The sequence below is a fragment of the Agarivorans litoreus genome, assembly GCF_019649015.1.
GTDB lineage: Bacteria > Pseudomonadota > Gammaproteobacteria > Enterobacterales > Celerinatantimonadaceae > Agarivorans > Agarivorans litoreus.
Genome location: NZ_BLPI01000001.1, coordinates 438,734 through 459,531, shown reverse-complemented (window position 1 = coordinate 459,531; position 20,798 = coordinate 438,734). Strand labels below are relative to the sequence as shown.

Annotated in this window: 18 protein-coding genes; 12 read left to right on the top strand and 6 right to left on the bottom strand. The window is 43.5% G+C overall.

Annotation, left to right across the window (positions count from 1 at the left end; genetic code table 11):
- Positions 1-30 precede the first annotated feature (30 nt).
- Positions 31-1,692 (bottom strand): amidohydrolase family protein, encoded by a 1,662-nt coding sequence (locus K5L93_RS02070; RefSeq protein WP_220718268.1) that lies wholly within the window; start codon positions 1,690-1,692, stop codon positions 31-33.
- 524 nt (positions 1,693-2,216) lie between these two features.
- Positions 2,217-3,188 carry a glycosyltransferase family 2 protein gene (locus tag K5L93_RS02065; protein WP_220718267.1) on the bottom strand — a complete coding sequence of 324 codons (972 nt, stop codon included), beginning with the start codon at positions 3,186-3,188 and terminating at the stop codon, positions 2,217-2,219.
- A gap of 53 nt (positions 3,189-3,241) precedes the next feature.
- Here K5L93_RS02065 and K5L93_RS02060 point away from each other — a divergent pair, with 53 nt between their 5' ends.
- The 6 genes from K5L93_RS02060 to K5L93_RS02035 all read left to right on the top strand — a co-directional run bounded on the left by K5L93_RS02060 (position 3,242) and on the right by K5L93_RS02035 (position 10,203).
- A complete protein-coding gene (locus K5L93_RS02060) occupies positions 3,242-4,636 on the top strand; it encodes an O-antigen ligase family protein (RefSeq protein WP_220718266.1) in 1,395 nt (464 codons plus the stop codon).
- Between the two features lie 149 nt (positions 4,637-4,785).
- Positions 4,786-5,790 (top strand): glycosyltransferase family 2 protein, encoded by a 1,005-nt coding sequence (locus K5L93_RS02055; RefSeq protein ID WP_220718265.1) that lies wholly within the window; start codon positions 4,786-4,788, stop codon positions 5,788-5,790.
- Entirely contained in the window at positions 5,790-6,755 is a 966-nt protein-coding gene (locus K5L93_RS02050) for a glycosyltransferase family 2 protein (protein ID WP_220718264.1), read from the top strand. Before K5L93_RS02055 ends, K5L93_RS02050 begins: the two co-directional genes overlap by 1 nt.
- Positions 6,742-8,163 (top strand): lipopolysaccharide biosynthesis protein, encoded by a 1,422-nt coding sequence (locus tag K5L93_RS02045; protein WP_220718263.1) that lies wholly within the window; start codon positions 6,742-6,744, stop codon positions 8,161-8,163. The genes K5L93_RS02050 and K5L93_RS02045 overlap by 14 nt, the downstream gene beginning before the upstream one ends.
- A 140-nt stretch (positions 8,164-8,303) precedes the next feature.
- Positions 8,304-9,023, top strand: coding sequence for an acyltransferase (locus tag K5L93_RS02040; protein ID WP_220718262.1), 720 nt, complete (start codon positions 8,304-8,306; stop codon positions 9,021-9,023).
- A 1-nt stretch (position 9,024) separates the two neighbouring features.
- On the top strand, positions 9,025-10,203 hold the full coding sequence (locus tag K5L93_RS02035; protein WP_220718261.1) for a glycosyltransferase: 1,179 nt from the start codon (positions 9,025-9,027) through the stop codon (positions 10,201-10,203).
- 16 nt (positions 10,204-10,219) lie between these two features.
- Here K5L93_RS02035 and K5L93_RS02030 read toward each other — a convergent pair whose 3' ends face one another.
- Positions 10,220-10,825, bottom strand: a complete 606-nt coding sequence (locus K5L93_RS02030; RefSeq protein ID WP_220718260.1) for a hypothetical protein — start codon at positions 10,823-10,825, stop codon at positions 10,220-10,222.
- A 159-nt stretch (positions 10,826-10,984) separates the two neighbouring features.
- On the opposite strand from K5L93_RS02030, the gene K5L93_RS02025 reads away from it, so the two are divergent.
- Positions 10,985-11,326, top strand: coding sequence for a YajD family HNH nuclease (locus K5L93_RS02025; RefSeq protein ID WP_220718259.1), 342 nt, complete (start codon positions 10,985-10,987; stop codon positions 11,324-11,326).
- A 312-nt stretch (positions 11,327-11,638) separates the two neighbouring features.
- On the top strand, positions 11,639-13,723 hold the full coding sequence (fusA, locus tag K5L93_RS02020; RefSeq protein WP_220718258.1) for an elongation factor G: 2,085 nt from the start codon (positions 11,639-11,641) through the stop codon (positions 13,721-13,723).
- Between the two features lie 105 nt (positions 13,724-13,828).
- On the opposite strand, the gene K5L93_RS02015 is transcribed toward fusA, so the two are convergent.
- On the bottom strand, positions 13,829-14,254 hold the full coding sequence (locus tag K5L93_RS02015; RefSeq protein WP_220718257.1) for an RNA-binding S4 domain-containing protein: 426 nt from the start codon (positions 14,252-14,254) through the stop codon (positions 13,829-13,831).
- 150 nt (positions 14,255-14,404) lie between these two features.
- Here K5L93_RS02015 and K5L93_RS02010 point away from each other — a divergent pair, with 150 nt between their 5' ends.
- From K5L93_RS02010 to K5L93_RS02000, 3 genes are all read left to right on the top strand, one after another.
- Positions 14,405-14,737, top strand: a complete 333-nt coding sequence (locus K5L93_RS02010; RefSeq protein ID WP_220718256.1) for an alpha/beta fold hydrolase family protein — start codon at positions 14,405-14,407, stop codon at positions 14,735-14,737.
- Between the two features lie 161 nt (positions 14,738-14,898).
- Entirely contained in the window at positions 14,899-15,930 is a 1,032-nt protein-coding gene (locus tag K5L93_RS02005) for an IS630 family transposase (protein WP_220718255.1), read from the top strand.
- 44 nt (positions 15,931-15,974) lie between these two features.
- A complete protein-coding gene (locus K5L93_RS02000; RefSeq protein ID WP_220718254.1) occupies positions 15,975-16,283 on the top strand; it encodes an alpha/beta fold hydrolase in 309 nt (102 codons plus the stop codon).
- Between the two features lie 5 nt (positions 16,284-16,288).
- On the opposite strand, the gene K5L93_RS01995 is transcribed toward K5L93_RS02000, so the two are convergent.
- Positions 16,289-17,194, bottom strand: a complete 906-nt coding sequence (locus tag K5L93_RS01995; protein ID WP_220718253.1) for a polysaccharide lyase family protein — start codon at positions 17,192-17,194, stop codon at positions 16,289-16,291.
- 9 nt (positions 17,195-17,203) lie between these two features.
- The gene (locus K5L93_RS01990) at positions 17,204-19,228 is read right to left on the bottom strand and encodes a methyl-accepting chemotaxis protein (protein ID WP_220718252.1); all 2,025 of its coding nucleotides are present in this window, start codon (positions 19,226-19,228) and stop codon (positions 17,204-17,206) included.
- Positions 19,229-19,714: 486 nt separating this feature from the next.
- Between K5L93_RS01990 and K5L93_RS01985 the strand changes: the two genes are divergently transcribed.
- The gene (locus K5L93_RS01985; protein WP_220718251.1) at positions 19,715-20,644 is read left to right on the top strand and encodes a GGDEF domain-containing protein; all 930 of its coding nucleotides are present in this window, start codon (positions 19,715-19,717) and stop codon (positions 20,642-20,644) included.
- Positions 20,645-20,798: the final 154 nt, after the last annotated feature.

The window sequence follows — 20,798 nt, the reverse complement described above, 5'->3', positions numbered from 1 at the left end:
CCGGCACTTACATTAATAACCATTTGTGTATTAGTGCAGATGCACTTCTTTATCGTGCAAGTCTACAGTCAGTGCTGCACCGCTGAAATCCACCACATCAACTTGAAACTCTTCCTTCCAACTCTCTTCGGATAATGGCTGAAAACGACCTTCCTCTTCAACCTTAAAACGTATTGGCTGGCCAGGATAAGCACCGCTGACATACTCTGAATCTCGCATAACGATTACGCCGTTAATAATTACATGAGGAATGCCCGACGACGGAATAGTGCCTGTCTCATAAGTTGCGTTATCTTGCACCGTCTCAGGATCAAACATGGTGATATCTGCAATCATACCTTCTTGCATTCTGCCGCGAAGTTGCATGAATTCAAAGCCCATTTTGCTCATAGGAAGCGCCGTATTGTAGCTAGACATTGCGACGACTTGCATTAGCGGAATGTTGTTTTCTCGCGCTATGCGTAAAGCTCGGGCATATGTTCCAGCACCTCGTGGATGCATATTGTTCAATTCCTCAAAAGGAAGATCAATGCCAGCACCTGGTTTAGGTATTGAGCCGCCATCAGAGGCAAGCGCAACGCCGGGCATTCTTAACCAGTCTATAATTGCACTGCTTGGCATTTTAAAAATAACGACCAAACGGGTAGGCTCTTTTTTTAGCATTTCTGCTCGACTTTGTTCGGTATAAAACTCACCTGTTTTAATATCCATTACCGTTTCTTCATACTTGTAGCCTAATTCGTCAACCCAAACTTCAGGCTCAAGGAATACCGCATTCAAGGTCGTACTCCCTGCTTCATAGGGATATAATTCTCCCCACACATTGTGGCCTTGCTCACGCATTTTAACCATGATTTCATGTACCAAGTTATAACCATGGTTATTGAAATGGCAAGCAATTGCAGGCGCACCCAAGGCCGCAGCATTTGCCAACATTTCTTGGATACCGTTAACTTCTGTCACCTCATTTCCCGGTGTTCCTCTAAAATGCATTGCGATTGGTCGACCATATAGACCGGCCAACTTTTGCATTTCGAATACTTCACGAGCACTGACACCGTCACGCATATAACCTAATGTGGAACCAATACCTATCCCACCTTGGCGCAAACCTTCGTCTGTTGTCGAAAGAATTTGATTTGTCTGAGCTTGATCTGGCTTCACTTTTGACCAAGCCGAGCCGAAAGCACGACTGCGAATTGCGTCAGGGGTATGATACAATTGCCAATCGTTGAAGCCGTCAAGCACAGCTGAACGAGAGAATTCATGGGATACCGACGCACCATAGTTCAATGGCGATTTCCCTTCATGCTGTTTATAAAATGCATCAATTTTTGGCCCGTAAACGCCTATTTCTAGATCCATGACCGAAGTTCGCCCATCACGGAGATAGAGTCTCGCTATGCTCGGATGTATGACGTGAGTATGAGTATCGATAAAGCCTGGTGCAACAACCAGCCCTTTTGCATCGATTGTTTCTTTACCGCTAATTATATCTTGAGTGATCGCGACTATCTTGCCATCCTTAACTCCCACATTCGCAATCTGATCAAACTGGGTTTCAGGATCCATGACGCGGCCATGATTGATGACGATGTCAAACTCGCTAGTTGCTTCCTCTGCTGCCACAGCATTAGCGCCTAGCCCGACACTTAACAAGAGCATACTGCATAGCTTTATTAATGACTTCATTGCTACTTTCCTTTCATTTTTCTTGATTTTTCAACACTGCTTTCAATCAAAACCGCTAGTGGTTAACTCATGGATAAATTAAAACGAAAATGTACGATTCATTTAGACTAAGGCGAATTACCGATATGGCTGTTAACCTTAAATTTACAATAATTGTAGACACGATAATGTCAAAGTGATGACAATGTGCTTAAAAACGTGACAAATAGATAATAGGTGTCAGAGTCACTTTAAACATTTTCTCGCTTTAGCACCTTTATCGCATACCTAAAATCACGGCATTGTTCAATGCCAAACGCATCGCTTATTGGTGTTTTGCTCATGGTTATTTGATACGCGGGTAAGTATTTTGAGGGCTGCTTTTTGTAATAAAAGGGGGCAATAAGAGTAAAAGGGTCAAAGTTTGAGGGCTTCTCTCACAGTTATTCTGGTGTGGTAGCTCAGACCCAGCAGTTACCCCAATTGGGGGTGTTTTGTTAGCTTAGGTTTGAGCTACGTGTTGTCAGACTCCATTAATCTTGCTGCTATCTCAGCAATAACAAATTACGGGTGTCCGCTAAGGTTTCTATAACGCGTCGGCGATTTGGGGAATAGTAAAGAGCCTGAACTCTTGAGAATATTGCTGATAGTCGCAGGCTTTGTTCATTGTATAGCTCCGCTTCTGCGGTGGCGATGCGAGCTTTGGCTTGGGCTAAAGCTTTTGGTGATTGCTGTTTTACCGCTTGCGCATAGCGCTGATAGATAATGTGCATGGCTTTAATGCGTAGCTGACTTTTGCTGCTTTCCGAGCCATCGCGCATTAGGTATTCGCAATCAACATGGTTGCTAATGCCAACAGGGCCTAGTAATGCCAACTTTAGCCACAAGTCCCAATCTTCTGCCGAGGGCAGTTGCTCATCAAAAGCGAAGCATTTTAGTAAGGCTGTCCGAGATGCCATTACCGTAGAGGTGCCAACCACATTTTCTGCAAACAAACTTGCTGCGGCATCGGCTTTAAGTTGGTAGCCCTTTTGTTGTTGGCTTAAGCCTTGGTAGTTTGGCCAAAACTCGAAGCAAGTGCCTAGGTCTTCGCCATGTTCTCCCACATGACGGTAATCGGTAAAACTAAAGCTTAATTCAGGCTTTGCTTGATGAAATTCGATTTGGCGTTGTAGTTTGCCTGCTAACCAAATGTCATCGGCATCTAAAAAAGCAATAAGCGGTGCTTTAGCTTGCTGAATCGCAATATTGCGCGCCACTGCCGGGCCTTTGCCGCTGAGTTTAATGCTGCGTAGATGCGGTGTTTTTTGTTGTTGGCTTTGCAGCCATTGCCAGGTGCCATCGCTAGAGTTGTCGTCTACTATAATAACTTCCAGCTTATCTACGTTTTGTTGTTCAACGCTTGCTAAGGCTTGTTTTAAGTAGCTTAAACAATTGTAAGTAGGGATCACTACACTGCATACGGGTTGGCTATTCACTACGTTAGGCATATCAATCTCCTGGATAGTAGCTGGCATTCAGCTTGCTTATACAGCTACATAAGCAAGCTGAATGCCAGAGAGTAATGTAGATGAAAGCAGCCTTAAAAAATCAAGACCATAGCGGAATGCGACTTAAGCCTTTAGCTTGGTCATTATTGGTTGTGGCGCTGGTAGCTCTAATTTGGTTGAAGCTATCTAATCCCTTGATTCCAATAGCCTTAGGCGTTCTTCCTTTGCTTGTTGTAATGGTGATGAAACAACCGTTCTGGGTAGTGCTTGGCTTTGTTTGTTTCTCATTTTTTCGTTTACACGAAGCTTTTCCTGCCTTGTATGTTTTACGCATTCCGCAATTATTGGCCCTTGCATCCTTAGCTTGTTTGGCTTGGCATTTATTCATTTCTCGCAAAATGCAAATCTACTGGAGTAAAGAATTAAGCTGCTTAATGTTGTTTGTGGCTTTGTGTGCGGTGGGGGTGATATTTGCCAGTAGTAGACCGACAGCAATGGCTTATTTTAATGGGGTATTTAGCAAGATTGCATTAATGACTGTGGCGATTGCTTGGTTAATGCGTCGCCCCGAAGATTTTGAGAGAGCAGCCCTTGCCTTTTTTGTTTGTGGCTTAATGATTGCGACTGTTGCCTTACAAAATGCCGCCGCCGGTATAGAGATGGTAGAGGGTACCCGAGTAACCATTGGCCGCTCGATGGGTTCGGTACTTGGAGACCCAAACGACCTCGCCTTAACCTTGCAGTTTCCCTTAGGTTTTGCCTTAGCTTTTAGCTTAAAGCGAGGTTTTTCGTTTACTCGTTTGCTGGCCATTGTATGTGCTGGAGCGATTATCTTGGCCATTTTGGCCACTCAAAGCCGAGGTGGATTGTTAGGCATTGCCACCATTTGTGCAGTGCTAGCATGGCGAAGAGTAGAAAATAAGGCGCTGCTAATTAGCGCCGGCGCCTTGGCTTTGCCGATATTGTTTATTCTGGCTGGGGTGTCGGAGCGTAGCTCGGGTGGGGCGGCCGAGTCGGGAATTGATGAGTCTTCAATGGGCCGAATTTATGCGTGGCAGGCTGCCTTTAAGATGGCTTTATATAATCCCATTACCGGGGTTGGTATTGATAACTTTTATGCTAACTACTATTTCTTCTCATCTCACTGGGACGGTAAAAACCATGCCGTTCATAGCACTTGGTTTGGGGTGTTAGCAGAAACAGGTTTTGTGGGGTTTATTGTATTTTGCGTGCTGCTATTTAAAGTTTGTCGGCTCGCCTATCAAAATCTAAAGACCCTTGCACAACATGCCACGAGCAAACATGCTGGCTTGTTCTCCTGCGCTGAAGGGGTGTTTGCGGGTATGTTAGGCACCATTGTTTCGGGCACCTTTCTTACTCAAGGCTTCACTTGGCCTATCTATATTTTTACTGCCTTAGTGGTGGCGATTGCTCAACTACTTCGTCAACCCATTGCAGAATGCAAAAGCCGCTAAACAAGCTTTCCTTGTTACAACTTTATCGCTCTTATCTTATTGAATTTAAATAACTAATAATGGATGGCCTAGCTTTTGCTCTAGTGGTGCTATGACCTGAATTCGAACTCGAAATAACGGGTCGAAGAATAGCAAAAGAGGGCATCGCCATGTTTAACGTATCTATTATTGTTCCTGTCTATAAATCTGAGCAGTACCTAGCAAGTTGTTTGAACTCACTGGCCAAGCAAACGCTCGAACATGTTGAGGTAATAGTAGTTATTGATGCCTCTCCAGACAACTGCGCAGCGATTGCTGGCGAGTTTTGTATTCAGTATCCAGAGCGCTTTCGCAAAATTGTGTTGGAAAAAAATGTGGGTGTGTCGATGGCTCGCAACATTGCCATGCAGTCGGCGCAGGGTGAATACATTGGTTTTGTAGACAGTGATGATTATGCAGAGCCAAATATGTTTGAACTGATGTTTTGCAAAGCGCTCACAACCAATGCCGACGTGGTGAGTTGCCAAATGCGCTCTTTCGAAACGCATGCCTCAAGTGTGGAATACCACAACATTCCTACTAAAGAGTATTACGACGATACCTTTGTGACTAACAAGCTATTTCGTCGTGTTTATCTACTTTCCAAGCAAATAAATTTTTATAGCAATGTGATTTTTGAAGATGAACCTTTTGCGTATACCGCACGCTTTGCCACCGAGAATGTAGCTGAGGTTAATCAAGTGCTTTACAACTACCGAATGAGCCCAGAAGGCTTGTGCCGTGGAGATAACCACGGTCGATTCAACCTCTATGATAAGCAGTTGATGCTGGCAAGGTTTTTAGCCGATATGGAGCGCAGGGGCGCTATTGAAGATCATGCGGTGGAGCTGCTGCAGTGTTTAGCTAATCACGCTTTAAGCGCACTTTATTATCATATTTCGGCTGTTGATTTGTTGGGCTTCTTTAGTTTTATCGACCATCTAGTGGGCAAGTACCGTTTGCTTGAGCGCTGCGCAGTTGTTCCCCAAGACTACAAAGTAAGCCGTTATTTAAAATTCAGAGGCTCGGCCACACAAATTGTATTGCTGAGTTATTGGGTAAAGGCGCGCCAGTTCAAACAACAGTTTTCTGCAGGACTGTTACCACCCAGCTTGAGTAGTGAAGGAGCTAAATAATGGAAAGTGTATTTGCTTCTCAGGTCAGTGTGTCGGTGGTGGTTCCGGTGTTTAATACCGAGCAATATTTGTGGGAATGTTTAACTAGCCTAGAAAACCAGCAACTAAGTTCACTTGAAGTTATTGTGGTGATTGATGCTTCACCGGATAAGGCTTATCAACTAGCGACGCGTTTTGCTCAGCAATCCCATTTGGCTATTCGCATTGTTAAGCTAGATAAAAACGTGGGCTTAGCACAAGCACGAAACATTGGAATGAGCCACGCTAAGGGCCAGTATCTAGGATTTCTAGACAGTGATGATTACGTAGATGAAAACATGTATCAACATTTGTTTATTGAGGCCAGTGGGCAGCAAGCGGATTGGGTGAGTTGTGGTTTTAGTAAGTTTTCTGCCCAGGGGGTAGAGTGCTATGCCCATCAAAATATTAGCGAGAATACCTCGGTATGTAACAAGCTATTTCGTCGAGAGTTTATTTATGAGCATCAAATAGTATTTCCACAAGGAGAGTTATTTGAAGATGAAATTTTCTCTTACATGGCCGAATTGTTCGCGGATACCGTGGTGCATATTGAGCAAGCTTACTACTTTTATCGGCATAATCCGCAGGGCATTTGTCGACGCGCTGGTGCCGACAAACATCGTTTGTATGCGCGTATGTCATCTATTGGCGATTTTATGCAGCGCATGGAGCAAAGTAAGTTGTTGCCTAACGCTGCGCCGCTGTGTTTGGAAATGCTTTGTCGGCATGCTTATTTGCAGTTAAGAACTCAAGTGAGTTGGTTCGATTTACTCTGTTACTGGCGCTTTACCCAGCACCTCATCGAAAAATATCAGCTAAACAACAGTGACTCGCAAACCCTAGATAATTATTTTGTAAGCAGCTTTAGTAAATGGCAAAGCCGAGAGTGGGCACTTTGGTTAATTCGCATTCGAGCGGGGAGAGCCAATTATGCTGTGGAATAAGCTTAAGCAAGCTCGCCAGTCGCTGCAGGAAATGGGTATATACGGCTTACTCATGGTTCTGCAAAAAGGCATTGGCTTAATGATGCTGCCAGTCACCACGCGCTATTTGAGTTTGCAAGAATACGGCGTGTTAGAAAGTCTGGTAGTGATTTTTTCTCTGTGTTCGCTGCTAGAAATAAGTGCAGGGGCTTTGCCACGTTTCTACCCAGAGTGTAAAGATGCTGTGGCTAAAGCGAACCTTATTTCGTCGTCTGTTTTATTAAGTTTGAGTTACGGACTGGTGCTAGCCGTATCGGCAGGAACAGCACTAGCCCTAGTGCCGCTAGAGGTATTCTCTCAGTTAAGTCTTATCCAGTTAGCTGGCGTTTCTGCGGTTATTGCTTTATCCATTTCTTTGCAGCCTATTATGATGTGGCTGCGCATTGAGCGCCGCGCTGACAGTTATTTTTATTTAGTTGTGGCGCAAGCAAGTTGCCAAGTCGTGATGACTTTATTTGGTTTGCAGCAGGGCTGGGGAATGGATGCGGTGATTGTTGCTAGCATTTGTGCCAATGCTTTAGGTTTAAGTATTGGTTTGTGGTTTTGCCGCAAACAGTTGAAGTTGAAGTTAGATCTTGCCCTTGCCAAGTTAACCTTAAGTTATCAACGTTGCTTAATTGGCGCTTCGCTCGCGCTATTCATTATGCATGGTTTAGACCGGCTGCTACTAGCAGAGTGGTTAGGCGCAGAAACGTTAGCCCATTACGCCATTATGATTAAAGTGGTAGAGGCCACGGCCATGGCATTTGGTGTATTGGAAAGCTGGTGGTTACCACGCCGGTTTACGGTGTTACAACAAAGCAATGGCGTAAATGAAGTGAGTGTGATTCATCAGCGTTTGCTGCTCGCGGTGATGTTATTGATTTTGTCTGCCGCTTTGTTTGCACCCATAGTGCTTAAGTGGGTGCTGCCAATAGAATACTTAGGTGGCATTGAATGGTTGCCTTTAATGCTATTGGCGCTAGGCTTTAAGCTAGCCACATCAGTAACCGATATTGGTTGTTACCTACCAAATAGCCCTGTTTGGCTGCCGCGGATTAATGCTTTGTCTGCGGTGATGGCGATAGGTTTGTATTACCTACTTATACCTAAGTGGGGTGTTTGGGGGCTGATTGTAGCCACCAACAGTGTATTTGCTTTGCGCTTTATACTGTTCACCTTACTGAGCTTACGCTTACAGGCTCTGCCTTATAAAGTAGCTTTACTGTTAAGCGCTTTACTCCCTCCTTTAGGTTTGCTTTTAATCGTTCCGTTTATGGCGGCTTCTATCTGGACCTCTCTATTACCGGCCATTGGCTTAAGCTGGTTGCTGCTATTGGCAATGCCATTGGTAAAGCCCAAAATGCATTTTAAGAAGGCTTATGCTTGAGCGCCAGAGAGCGAATTGCAAACTGCAATTTGCTCTTTGTTTCCCTTTTAAGTTATTGAATATATTAACCTTAGTTTGTTGGCATAAATGCTGCTATCTACAACTTAAGACAACACACCTACCTGTAAAAGGGGAATTTTATGAGCAGCATGTTTTTTCATCATACGAAGCATTGGCTAAAAAGTAGTGATTCTGCCGTAGCAAAAAATCTATTTAGGTTTTTGAAAGCGCTAAGGTTATGTCAGCTACCTAAAGTGCCATTGTTGTTCTCGGTGCTTTACCGCCTTCATACCAGTTTATCTAGTGCCTTAAGCAGTGTGCTGCGCATATTGTGGTGGACGCCTTTGTTTAGAAGTAAAACCAGCGGCCCTTCTCAGGCCTTGTATCTATACGGTGGAATGCCACTTATTAGTGAAGGCCTAAATATTGAATTAGGCAATCGCTGCCGAATTTCTGGGGCGACCACCTTTAGTGGACGAAGCAGTGCAGCTGAGCCCGCGTTATTAAAGATTGGCGATAACGTGGATGTAGGCTGGCAAACCACCATCGCCGTTGGCAAGCAAGTTATCTTGGGAAACAACGTACGCTTAGCTGGGCGCTGTTTTATTGCTGGCTACCCTGGTCATCCTTTAAACGCAGAGCTACGAGCTGCAGGCTTGCCCGAGTTAGATGAGCAGGTTGGCGACGTTATTCTTGAAGACGACGTTTGGTTAGCTACCGGGGTATCAGTTATGGCTGGGGTAACTATTGGTAAAGGTACCGTGGTTGCCGCTGGTAGCGTTGTGACTAAAAGTTTGCCGGCAGGTGTTTTGGCCGCAGGTGTACCCGCCAAAGTCATTAAATCGATTGAGGGGAAATAACATGAAACACGATCTCATAGTATTTGGTGAAGATTGGCAACGCCACCCAAGTAGCAGCCAACACGTGATAACCGAACTGGCTAAAAACCACCGTATTCTTTGGATTAATTCTATTGGTTTACGTAGGCCACGCTTGAGCCTGCGAGATGCTAAAAGAGTACTAGAAAAAATGAAGTCGATGTTTGGAGCAACAAAAGCCAACGCAATTGCTCAAGATTCTACAGAAAAAGCATCAGCTAAAAAGCCGGCCAATATTCATGTATTGTCGCCCATAGCCTTGCCCGCTCCACGTAGTCGTTTTTTTCGCTGGCTTAACCGCTGCTTGTTAAAAGCTCAGGTAAAAAAACAGGTTAAGCGTCTTAAGTTAACTAATCCTGATCTTTGGATTGCCTTACCAACAGCGGTGGATATGTTAGGCCACCTAAACGAGCGGCAGGTCATTTATTACTGTGGTGATGATTTTAATGCCCTAGCTGGCGTAGACCACCAACATGTTACTGAGTGTGAAAAGCAGTTAGTTGAAAAGGCTGACCACGTGCTAGTGGCTAGCGATATGTTGTTACGTAAGTTCTCTAAGCAGCCGCGTTTAGCTTTGAAAACCCGTATTTTACCGCACGGAGTAGACTACAGTTTGTTTGTGCGCCCTTCGCGCCCAGCACCGTCTATTTTAAAGGGGGGGCCGGTTGCTGGTTTCTATGGTTCCATAGCCGCTTGGTTAGATATTCCGTTAATCGTTAAAGTCGCTAAAGCCTTACCTGAGTGGCGTTTTGTATTTATTGGTCAAGTGCAAACCGATATCTCTGCTTTTAAACTGGTAGACAATATAGAAGTGTACCCAGCAGTGGCCCATAGTGAGCTGCCACGTTATGTGCAACATTGGCAGGTATCTTGGTTACCCTTTAAAAGCTGTAAGCAGATTGCTTCTTGTGATCCCCTAAAGTTACGTGAGTATTTAGCCGCGGGGCGCCCTATTGTAAGCACGCCTTTTCCTGCGCTTAAACCTTATGCTGGCATGGTGACACAGGTTGAGGAAGCCTATCAAATGGTGCAAGCATTACAGGAAAGTTTGCAAACGCCATCTGCTTTACAACAGCGTAGAACATCTTTTCAACGATTGAGTGTGCGTTCAGAAAGCTGGGGCGAGCGAGCTAAGCAGGTGCATCAATTGCTGTCTTGTTAAAATACAAAGTGTTGCCTTAGGCAACACTTTGTCGGTCTCGCTTATGAGAGTTTGCTGCAGGGAGGGGCTCGGATGAAGCGGTGGTTGTATTTTTACCAGCCACTTTTGAATTGGAGCGCGCTATAAACTCGCCGCCGCAACCAGGGTGAGTTAACCCTGTTGCAACTTCATCATGTTTATTGTGTTGCCAAAATTGCTCAACAATGTTCAATGAAGAATCAATAACTTCAACATCCAAAGAGTCACAACAAACGCATTTCGCTTTATTTGCCCGTTGTCTGGCAATATCAAGTTCTGCAGCTAAGGTAAGTAAGTTTTCTACGGAGCGTCGGCGAACTCGACGAAGTTTTCGATTAAGTAGCCGTTGCCAGTAGTTAGTTTTTAAGGTTTTCTCTAAGGCTGATACCTGCCTAACCAGTTCGCCCATTTCCTTAATAATAAGGTTTAAATCCCTAAATTCTTCGGCGGTTACTAGCGCTTCACATTGTTTGCACCAACCCAAGGTTCTGCGTAGCGGAAGTTCTAGCCCGCTATACAAAAACACCCGCCAGCCATTCACTTTATCGGTGGTGGTAGAGCATGTACAACGATTACAGTGTATCTGAGTTAAGGATTTATCCATGGCTATTCCCTTAGCACAACTAAACTTAGTGTGGTTTATTTCTCGGAAATAGGAAAGCGCTTAATTATATTTCTGTCAGTGATTTAGTAGTCCTAGCAAGTTACGCGTTTGGGCTGTGCTGGTGTTATAGTGTTTTGCAAAAAATAGCTGGAGATAAAAATGGCCAATATTCCAAATAATTACGCTAGCCTTGAACAAGGCTACCGCGAGAAAGCGTTGAAGTTGTTCCCGTGGGTTTGTGGACGATGTGCGCGTGAATTTCCTTACTCAAATTTGCGCGAATTAACGGTGCACCATATCGACCATGACCATACTAATAACCCAAACGATGGGTCTAATTGGGAGCTACTGTGTTTGTACTGCCATGACCATGAGCATTCGAAATATACCGAAGCAGCTCAATACGGTTCAACAGTAGAAGCTGGCAGTGATTTAAAGCACGAAGTGGCAACCTCAAATCCGTTTGCTGATCTTAAAGCTATGATGGATAAAAAGAAGTAACGCTAGCTTAGGTTACCGCGAACAAAGGTGGCGGTAATAAGGGCAATAATCCAGTTGCGCTAATGATTAAGCCAACTATGCTGGTTATTGGGTAGGGGAGTTATACTTTCTTTCTTGAGTGAGCAGAAAATACTAATTTAAGTGAAAACCCGTGGTTAACAGGCTTGCGGCTAGTTGTTGAGACTGATTAAAGACACTTTTTTAAAGAAATTTCGCAATAAATCGCTCAAATACAGTTCACCCTCTCGCCTTGTGCGACAGTAGTGGTATACTCCCCGCGAATTTGAAAAACAATTGAATTAGAGTTGAACAATGGCTGATTTATCAAAATATAGAAATATTGGTATTTTTGCTCACGTTGATGCAGGTAAAACTACCACAACTGAGCGTATCCTAAAACTTACTGGTCAGATCCACAAAACTGGTGAAGTACATGACGGTGAGTCTACTACTGACTTCATGGAACAGGAAGCTGAGCGTGGTATTACTATTCAGTCTGCAGCAGTAAGCTGTTTCTGGAACGACCACCGCTTCAACGTTATTGATACTCCTGGACACGTTGACTTCACCGTTGAAGTTTACCGTTCACTTAAAGTACTTGATGGCGGTATCGGTGTATTCTGTGGTTCTGGTGGTGTTGAGCCTCAGTCAGAAACTAACTGGCGTTACGCTAACGAATCAGAAGTTGCTCGTATTATCTTCGTAAACAAGTTAGACCGTATGGGTGCTGACTTCTACCGCGTAGTTAAGCAAACTCAAGATGTACTAGCTGCTAACCCACTAGTTATGGTTCTGCCTATCGGTATCGAAGAAGACTTCGTTGGTGTTGTTGACCTGCTAACTGAAAAAGCTTACATCTGGGATGACACAGGTCTTCCTGAGAACTACGAAATTACCGATATCCCAGAAGATATGGTAGAAAAAGCTGCTGAATACCGCGAAATGTTGGTTGAAACTGCAGTTGAGCAAGACGAAGACTTAATGATGGCTTACATGGAAGGTGAAGAACCTACTATTGAGCAACTTAAAGCGTGTATCCGTAAAGGTACTCGTGATATGTCTTTCTTCCCAACTTACTGTGGTTCTGCGTTTAAAAACAAAGGTATTCAATTAGTACTTGATGCTGTTGTTGATTACTTGCCAAACCCAACTGAAGTTGATCCTCAACCTCTTATGGATGACGAAGGCGAAGAAACTGGCAACCACGCGATTGTTTCTGCTGACGAACCACTACGCGCGTTAGCATTCAAAATTATGGATGACCGCTTTGGTGCACTTACCTTCGTACGTATCTACTCGGGTGTGTTGAACAAAGGCGACACTATCCTTAATGCGTTTACTGGTAAAACAGAGCGTGTTGGCCGTATGGTAGAAATGCAAGCTGATGAGCGTAATGAATTAACTACTGCTCAAGCCGGTGACATTATTGCTATTGTAGGCATGAAGAACGTTCAAACTGGTCACACTTTATGTGATCCTAAGCACCCTTGTACCCTAGAGCCTATGGTATTCCCAACGCCAGTAATCTCGATTGCTGTTGCACCTAAAGATAAAGGTTCAACTGAGAAAATGGGTATTGCTATCGGTAAAATGGTGGCAGAAGATCCTTCTTTCCAAGTTGAAACTGACGAAGATTCAGGTGAAACCATCCTTAAAGGTATGGGCGAACTTCACCTAGATATTAAAGTTGATATTTTGAAGCGTACTTACGGTGTAGATCTAGTTGTTGGTCAACCTCAGGTTGCTTACCGTGAGACTATTACTCAAGCAATTGAAGATAGCTACACGCACAAGAAACAGTCTGGTGGTTCTGGTCAATTCGGTAAAATTGATTACCGAATTCGCCCAGGTGAGCCAAACTCTGGTTTCACGTTCTCTTCAACTGTTGTTGGTGGTAACGTACCTAAAGAATTCTGGCCTGCAGTTCAAAAAGGCTTCGAAGTGATGATGGAAACTGGTCCACTTGCTGGCTTCCCATTACTAGATATGGAAGTAGAATTGTACGATGGTGCTTTCCACGCAGTGGATTCATCAGCAATTGCTTTTGAAATTGCAGCTAAAGGCGCTTACCGTCAATCTGTGCCAAAAGCGGGTCCACAACTTCTTGAGCCAATCATGAAAGTTGACGTATTCTCTCCAGAAGATCACGTTGGTGATGTTATTGGTGACTTGAACCGTCGTCGTGGCATGATTAAAGACCAAGAAGCTGGCGTAACTGGCGTACGTATTAAAGCTGACGTACCACTAGCAGAAATGTTTGGTTACATTGGTTCTCTGCGTACTATGACTTCTGGTCGTGGTCAGTTCTCTATGGAATTCTCGCACTACGCTGCTACTCCACAAAACGTGGCTGAAGCAGTAATTGCAGAAGAAAAAGAACGTCAAGCTAAGAAGTAAGCTTATTACTTAGTAAAAAAGCCGCTCATTGAGCGGCTTTTTTTATGTTTGTGTTTATTAAAAAGCAGCCTTTGGCTGCCTTCTTATTTTTGGGGCTTTTAGCTACTAGAACTTGATTGAGTGGCGACCTGTTTTGGCATTTCGTTGAGCTTGCTTTTTGGAAGGTTGTTTAGCAGCTGTTGATTTTTGACTAGGCTTGCTTACTTTATTGCCCTTGCTTTTCTGCTTGTTTGAACCTTTCTTCGCTGAGCTCTTAGGCTCTGGCTCAGTAATAGGCTGATCACAAACAACATATAAAAATTGACCGTTATACTCGATGATGTCATCCGCATACACTTTCTTGCGTTTACGCTGTTCGAGTTCACCGTTAAGCCCAACATAACCTTCTGCTATGGCCATTTTAGCTTCGCCGCCGCCATTCACCAAATTGCCTATCTTTAATACTTTGTAAAGCTCGATGGGCTGTTCATCCACATATACTTCGGTGGCTTCTACTTCAATTTCTTCTGGTGAATCTTCTTGGTTAGTCATTTTTAATGCCATGGGGAGGAAGAGCCCAGATTATGGCGATGTGCTGGGAATGGGTCAAGTTTGAGCTAGTGTAATCGAATGTGAAATTTACTTGGTGGTTTCACTTTTTAGTGCTTTAGTGACTGCTTATTGCTTTGGTGTTGCCTGATTATGGATTTTAGCTTCTTAATGAAGAGAGTGATGTTGTGGCTGTGTCTATTGGCTGGACTGTGCACATTGCTAGCCTGTAGCCCAATGTTTAGTGCGATAAAGCAACAACAGCAGTTTATTCAAAGTGATTTATTAACTAATCCCGATATCGAACACTATCAACTTACTGCGGATAATTTTACTTTGAACGTACATGCTAATGGGCGTGCAGAGCAAGCGGTGATGGTGTGGATCCACGGTACGCAAGGGTCTTGGCAAGACAGCGCTTACTTAATTACTGAGGCTTCATTAACTAGCAAAATACGCGTGGTTAGTTTTGATAGACCGGGCTAGGGCTTGTCGCAATATCAAGACCAAGCTAAACCCCAAGCAGGTTGATAGTTTGTTATTGTTGGCAGGCGGAATGAGTAAACAGCTTTCTCAAGCCGTTGGTATATACCCGTGATCATTGAAGGTGATTGATTTTTTCGTCAATGAGGATCATGCTACACACCATGAAAATTATACTGACTCCTCAACAGAAACAGCAACTCGAGCAGATGCATGATTCCACTCGCGATGGTCGAGTGCGAGACCGTATCAAAGCGGTATTACTTGCTTCTGAAGGTTGGAGTCAGGTGATGATTTCTCAAGCCCTTCGCATCCACGAGTCGACAGTCGCTCGACATCTCAGCGACTATGTTCTTTCTGAAAAACTTAAGCCCGAAAATGGCGGAAGCCAAAGTAAACTTTCTGCTACTCAAACCATGCACCTAATCGAGCATTTGACCGAGAAAACCTATTCTCACACTCATCAAGTTGTCGCCTACGTTAAAGAGACATTTGGACTTGATTATACGGTTTCTGGTATGAACAAGTGGCTTCATCACAATGGTTTTAGCTACAAGCAACCGAAAGGCGTTCCACACAAGTTTGATGAGACAAAACAACGGGCGTTCATCGAAGCTTATGAAGCTCTAAAGACAAGCTGTGGCGAGGATGAATCGATATTGTTTATCGATGCCGTTCACCCGACGCTATCGACCAAAATCACCCATGGCTGGATACGTACAGGCCAAGAAAAAGTGATTGAAACAACGGGCAACCGTAGTCGGTTAAACCTTATTGGCGCACTGAATTTATCCGATATTGGAGCGACGGTTGTTAGCGATTACGAAAGCATTAACAGTGAAAATATTGTTCGTTTTTTCTGTAAGCTCAGAGAGAGTTACCCGTTAGGCCATAAGCTTCATATCATTTTAGATGGTGCGGGATATCACCGTAGTAACTTAGTCAAAGATGCCGCGTTTGTCCTTAATATTGAATTGCATTACCTCCCACCTTACAGTCCAAACCTCAACCCAATAGAGCGGTTATGGAAGGTAATGAACGAGAAGTCGAGAAACAACGTTTATTTCAAAAATAAACGAGACTTTAAGGCGGCGATAGACCAATTTTTTTCTGTGACTCTTCAGGAGATCGCAGGCTCCTTGGCATCTCGAGTGAACGATAATTTTCAGGTACTCAAGCCTGCATCTTCAAGTTGATTGGGTATAATAAGTTTGCTAGAAGTGGTGTAGGGCACTTTTTATTGTCTTTGTCTGATATGGGGAAACAACTAAACCAAGTTAATTTGGATATGTTTGCCCTGCAGGATGGCTTAGCTGATTCGGCCGAGCGTTTAGCTGCGCTTAAAATCCCCGTGGGGTTGGTACAAGGTGGCAAAGACCATTTGGTTGATCCCAAAAATGCTGATTTTGCCGAGCAATACTTACCAGCCCAATACTCCAAAGTTATTCGCCTAGTTGAGCAGGGGCATTTTATGCAAGTTGAGCAAGTTGCATTAACTAGCTTCTGTACTTATGCCTTGGTAAATAACAAGCTGAGTGACTGTGGTTAAGCCCGCTAGTTTGTAGCAATTTGCTTGATGCTAAAGTTAGCAAAGTCTACATGTACACTTGGTTTAAGTTTGTTTGCTTCAACAAGCGAGCGATAAATCCCCCATTTAGGGCGAACAAAATGTTGTTCGCTCACACCTCGCCACATATCTAGCTTGTCTTCGCGAAAGTTAAATATTTCTGCTCCATCGCGTAAGCGAACGAGTGTTAAGCTGAACCAACCTTGTTCGCTGTATTTGGCTTGAACCTTGGCCTCTAGCCACTCTCCTTGAATCAAGTCCCAATCGGCTCTTGCTAGAATATGGGTTTGGCGCAATGGACTATGCCTTACTTCTATGCCTGCTTTACCATAACGGGTATTTCCAGTTAGCGTAATAATTGGCATTGAATCTTCACCGCCTACGGCTTTTAGTTGAAACAAATGGGTGAACTTGTTGGTAACCTGCATGTCATTGCTGACGCGAAACTTCCAACTGTATGAGAAATGACTGTTTTGGTAGCCTTTTAATGCGTCTGCCGAGCCGCCATAGACTTTAATTTCATTGCGTTGTCTATCGATATACTTTCCTTTATTGCCATCTAAATCTCGGTGCAAAATAAAGCGAAAATAGGGGCCGTATAGCTTGTCTGTGTATTCTTGTATATGGAGCTCACCTTGGTGGTCGTTTTTAAAGCGATCCGGTGATTCTATGGCGTTGTTGCCAAACTGCTGACGAATTAGCTGGTAAGCGGATTGTCCGTAGTCTGGGCCATCTGCATCCAAGTTAGCGCTTGCTAAAATTTGTTTGTTTTCTAGATGTAGCGCTTGGCTCTGCAAATCATCGTTAAGTTTGCTGGAGCTACAGGCAGTTAAGACAACCAGCATCGCCGCAGATAGCCCGGTTTTTGTTAGCGTATTTATTATTGGTTTCATCACAATAAGCTACTGGGCCGCAATTTGATTGTTTGCAGGCAAGTATTCTTTGAGCTTGAAAATAGCCAGTTGCCCGAGTTGTTGCTCAGATTTGGCTTTTAATGATTCGCTGGCTTGTTCATTGTGCTCTGCATCTTTGTGGGCCGAGTGGCCTAACTCTACAATTTTTTGTACGTTGTTGGCCACTTGTGAAGCCACAGCCATCTTCTCTTCAGCTGTTGTTGCAATTTGCTGGCTGTAGGCGCGAATTTGCTCCAGCATAACGGCTATATTTTCCAGCTGTTGGTCACTTTGTTCTGCTTGGCTTAAGCACTCTAGCACCATGGTTTCGCCTTGTTTCATTAAGTCTACGGCTTCGTTTGCACCTTTTTGTAGACCTTCGATAACGTTAAAGATCTCTGTGGTCGAATTTTGAGTACGGCTTGCAAGGTTACGCACTTCATCAGCGACAACTGCAAAACCTCGGCCTTGTTCACCGGCTCTTGCGGCTTCAATGGCGGCATTTAGCGCAAGTAGGTTAGTTTGCTCTGCAATACCTTGAATCACATCGAGTATTGAGCCTATATCATCAGAGCTTTGCTTAAGCGTATCAACTTTCTCTGCTGCATTAAGAATGGTTGTTTTTAGCTGTGTGGTTGTTTTACGGGTGGTGTGGGCGGCCTGTCGGCCTTGCTTTGTTAGTGCCGACACATCTCCAATATCATCGCGTGAGGTATTGGCTTGTTGAGATACATCTTGTACCCCTTGTTCCATGGCTTTTACCGCACTGGCTACTATGTCGGTTTGTGCGCGTTGTTCGGAGATAATGGAGCGAGAGTGTTGGCTTGCATTTAAGCCAGATTCGGCGCTGCTCTCTAGCTGTTTTGCACTGTCTACCATTGAACCAATAACTTGGTTAAATTGCTCTGTAAGTGAGTTTAATTGGTGCGCTATTTGGCCAAACTCATCTTGGCGCTCGATGGTTAATTGCTGACTAAAGTCGCCTTCAACTAACTGTTTCATTTGTTGTAACGTACGCTTTAATGGCCCTTTAATACTTGATGTGACACTCCATGCAACGAGTACCGATATGCTTAATGAGGCAAGCACTACGGCAATCATAGTGCTAATGGCGATTTGCGATTTTTCACTGGCTTGATTTTTTGCTTCGTCAATGATTAACGATACCGCGCTACTGGCGAGAGAGAGCTGATTTAAAGCTTCCGCAGTTTGGGTATTAATTTGCTTGAAGTTATCTTGTTGCTGCTGGGTTAAACGTACGAGACGATCTATTTCGCTGAACAATCCTTGAGGGTTTAACGATTGATTAAGTAATACAAAATAATTAACTACGTTTTCGATATCATCTTCAATATAGAACTCTAACTCATCACGTTTTTCAATCATACTGGCATAGAGTTTCTTTAATTGCTGCATTTGTTGGCTGGTTTGCTCAGGCGTTTTTGCATAAAACGCTTCATCAAGCTGGCGCTCTAACACTACACCATCAGCTTGTAAATCAACTGCAATCCAGTGCGCATCGCCGTCTACCGATTCTGCTATCTGTTCTAAATCGTCACTGTATCCACTCCATTGTTGCTTAAAATCTCTGCGCAGATTTTCAACCGACTTATTAGCTACTAGCCATTGTTGATGGCTTACAAACTGCCTGTTGGTTGCGCTAAATGTTGCTTCTGCATTCACCTCTATTGGGCCAAGTAAATTATGTAAAACGGGATATTTTTCAGTAATTAACAATAGCTGTTGGTAGTTATCTTGGTAACTGCTCATATAGCTAGACGCTTGGTTTTCTAATTGGCTTAGTTGTTCTTGGGACTCAGTATTACTGTGTAAGCCAATCACCCATGCTGTGTTTAGTAGCAGGCTCGATAGGCGATTAGTTAGCTCTGCAGTCGGGGTGAGACGGTCAACAGTTTCATTAAGTTGTGCTTCTAGGCTGCGTATGTTTATTTGGCCAATCAGCGCTACCGCAATGAGTAAAACAAATAGAATTGCAAAACCGCTTAGTGTTCTTATCACTACTGAAATTTGCATGTGCCATCCTTAGCATTTAGTCGATTTTAGTTTGTTTATTACGTAATGTATTTTTATTATTATGGTAATACAATTATGTTGTGACGTGGATGTGATTAGACTAACACTTATGTGGGGAGCGTGAAGCGACAAAGGGAGCTAGAATATTTTTGGGGAGCCAGTTAGTTTGGCCGTTTTCTAAACAGTTACGTTAAAAGAGGAATATGGCAGTGCTTTACGGTTTCTGTAGTAGAACTAATAGCATAAGAATTCAAATGTATTGAACAATTTAGGCTATTATCTATTTGAATCTTCGAGAGTTAGATTTACTTGCTATTTATTTCGCAAATTGATGTGAATCAATTTCATCATCAAGTGGTCAGAGTAGTCTAAAGCTTCAGCTATAACTCAAATTTCGTTTAGCTTTATAATTTTAATAATAGTGATTTGTAGTTTGTGTAACTAAACCTTGTCGTTTCTGTTTTTCAGTTAGTTAAGGCTTATTATATGCATTTATCGACTCCACAGCTGTTGGAGATTGTCGCAGCTTTTCCCGATTCTACGTTGGTATTTACCGAAGATGGTTACTGTATTGCTCATTTGGGTGATCAAGAAACCCATGAGTTCTCAAGCAGCCGTTTATTAACTGGTCGCTTCGTATCTGATGTATTTAACGAAGAAAAAGCTAAATGGTTCTTACAACAAATCCGTAATAGCATTTTTGAACAGCAGTTACGTGTTTCGGAGTACGCTATTTCACCCGACGATATTCGTTTACCCAACTGTGAAAGCGCTAAACTGGAAAGAGAGCAGTGGTTCGAAGCCCGCATTTTACCTCTAAATTCGTTTATAGATGGCCAGCGCGCGGTGGTATGGGCGGCTCGCAATATCAACGAACGCCATAAGCTGGAGCAACAACTGCGTAGGCTTAGTGAAACCGATGAATTAACTGGTGCGTTCAATCGCCGTCGTTTCTTTGAAAGTTTGGCGAATCATTATCAAACCTTTCACCGTCACTTTCTTGATTGCAGCTTAATCATGTTAGACATTGATAACTTCAAGAGAATCAACGATCAATATGGTCATCCTTGTGGCGACAGAGTGCTCAAACAAGTTTATCAGCAGATTTGTACTCAGCTACGAGAAATCGATATTTGTGCGAGAATGGGAGGAGAAGAGTTTGCTATTTTGTTGCCTAATACCAATACTGCAGAGGCTATGCGCAGCGCAGAACGGATTAGAATAGCAGTAGAGCAAAACACGTTTACTACAATGCACCATCAAGTCGACATTACTGTAAGTTTAGGGGTAAGTAGTATCGAGGTTTCAGATAGCAATTGTGATAGTGTGCTGCAGCGCGCCGATGATGCTTTATATCACGCTAAAAAAACTGGCCGAAATCAGGCTGTTAAATTTCTAGAACAATTCAGTATTTAAGCTATAAATCAGAGGTTTAGTTAATCCTAAGACCAATACCTAAGATCAGTTTGTAGTTTACCTCGCCCGCTTTCTATGAGATTGATATTATCAATTTTTTCTAACGAACAGCTCAGTTTTTTATCCTGTCTACGGACCCCGTTCCGAGTAGAGC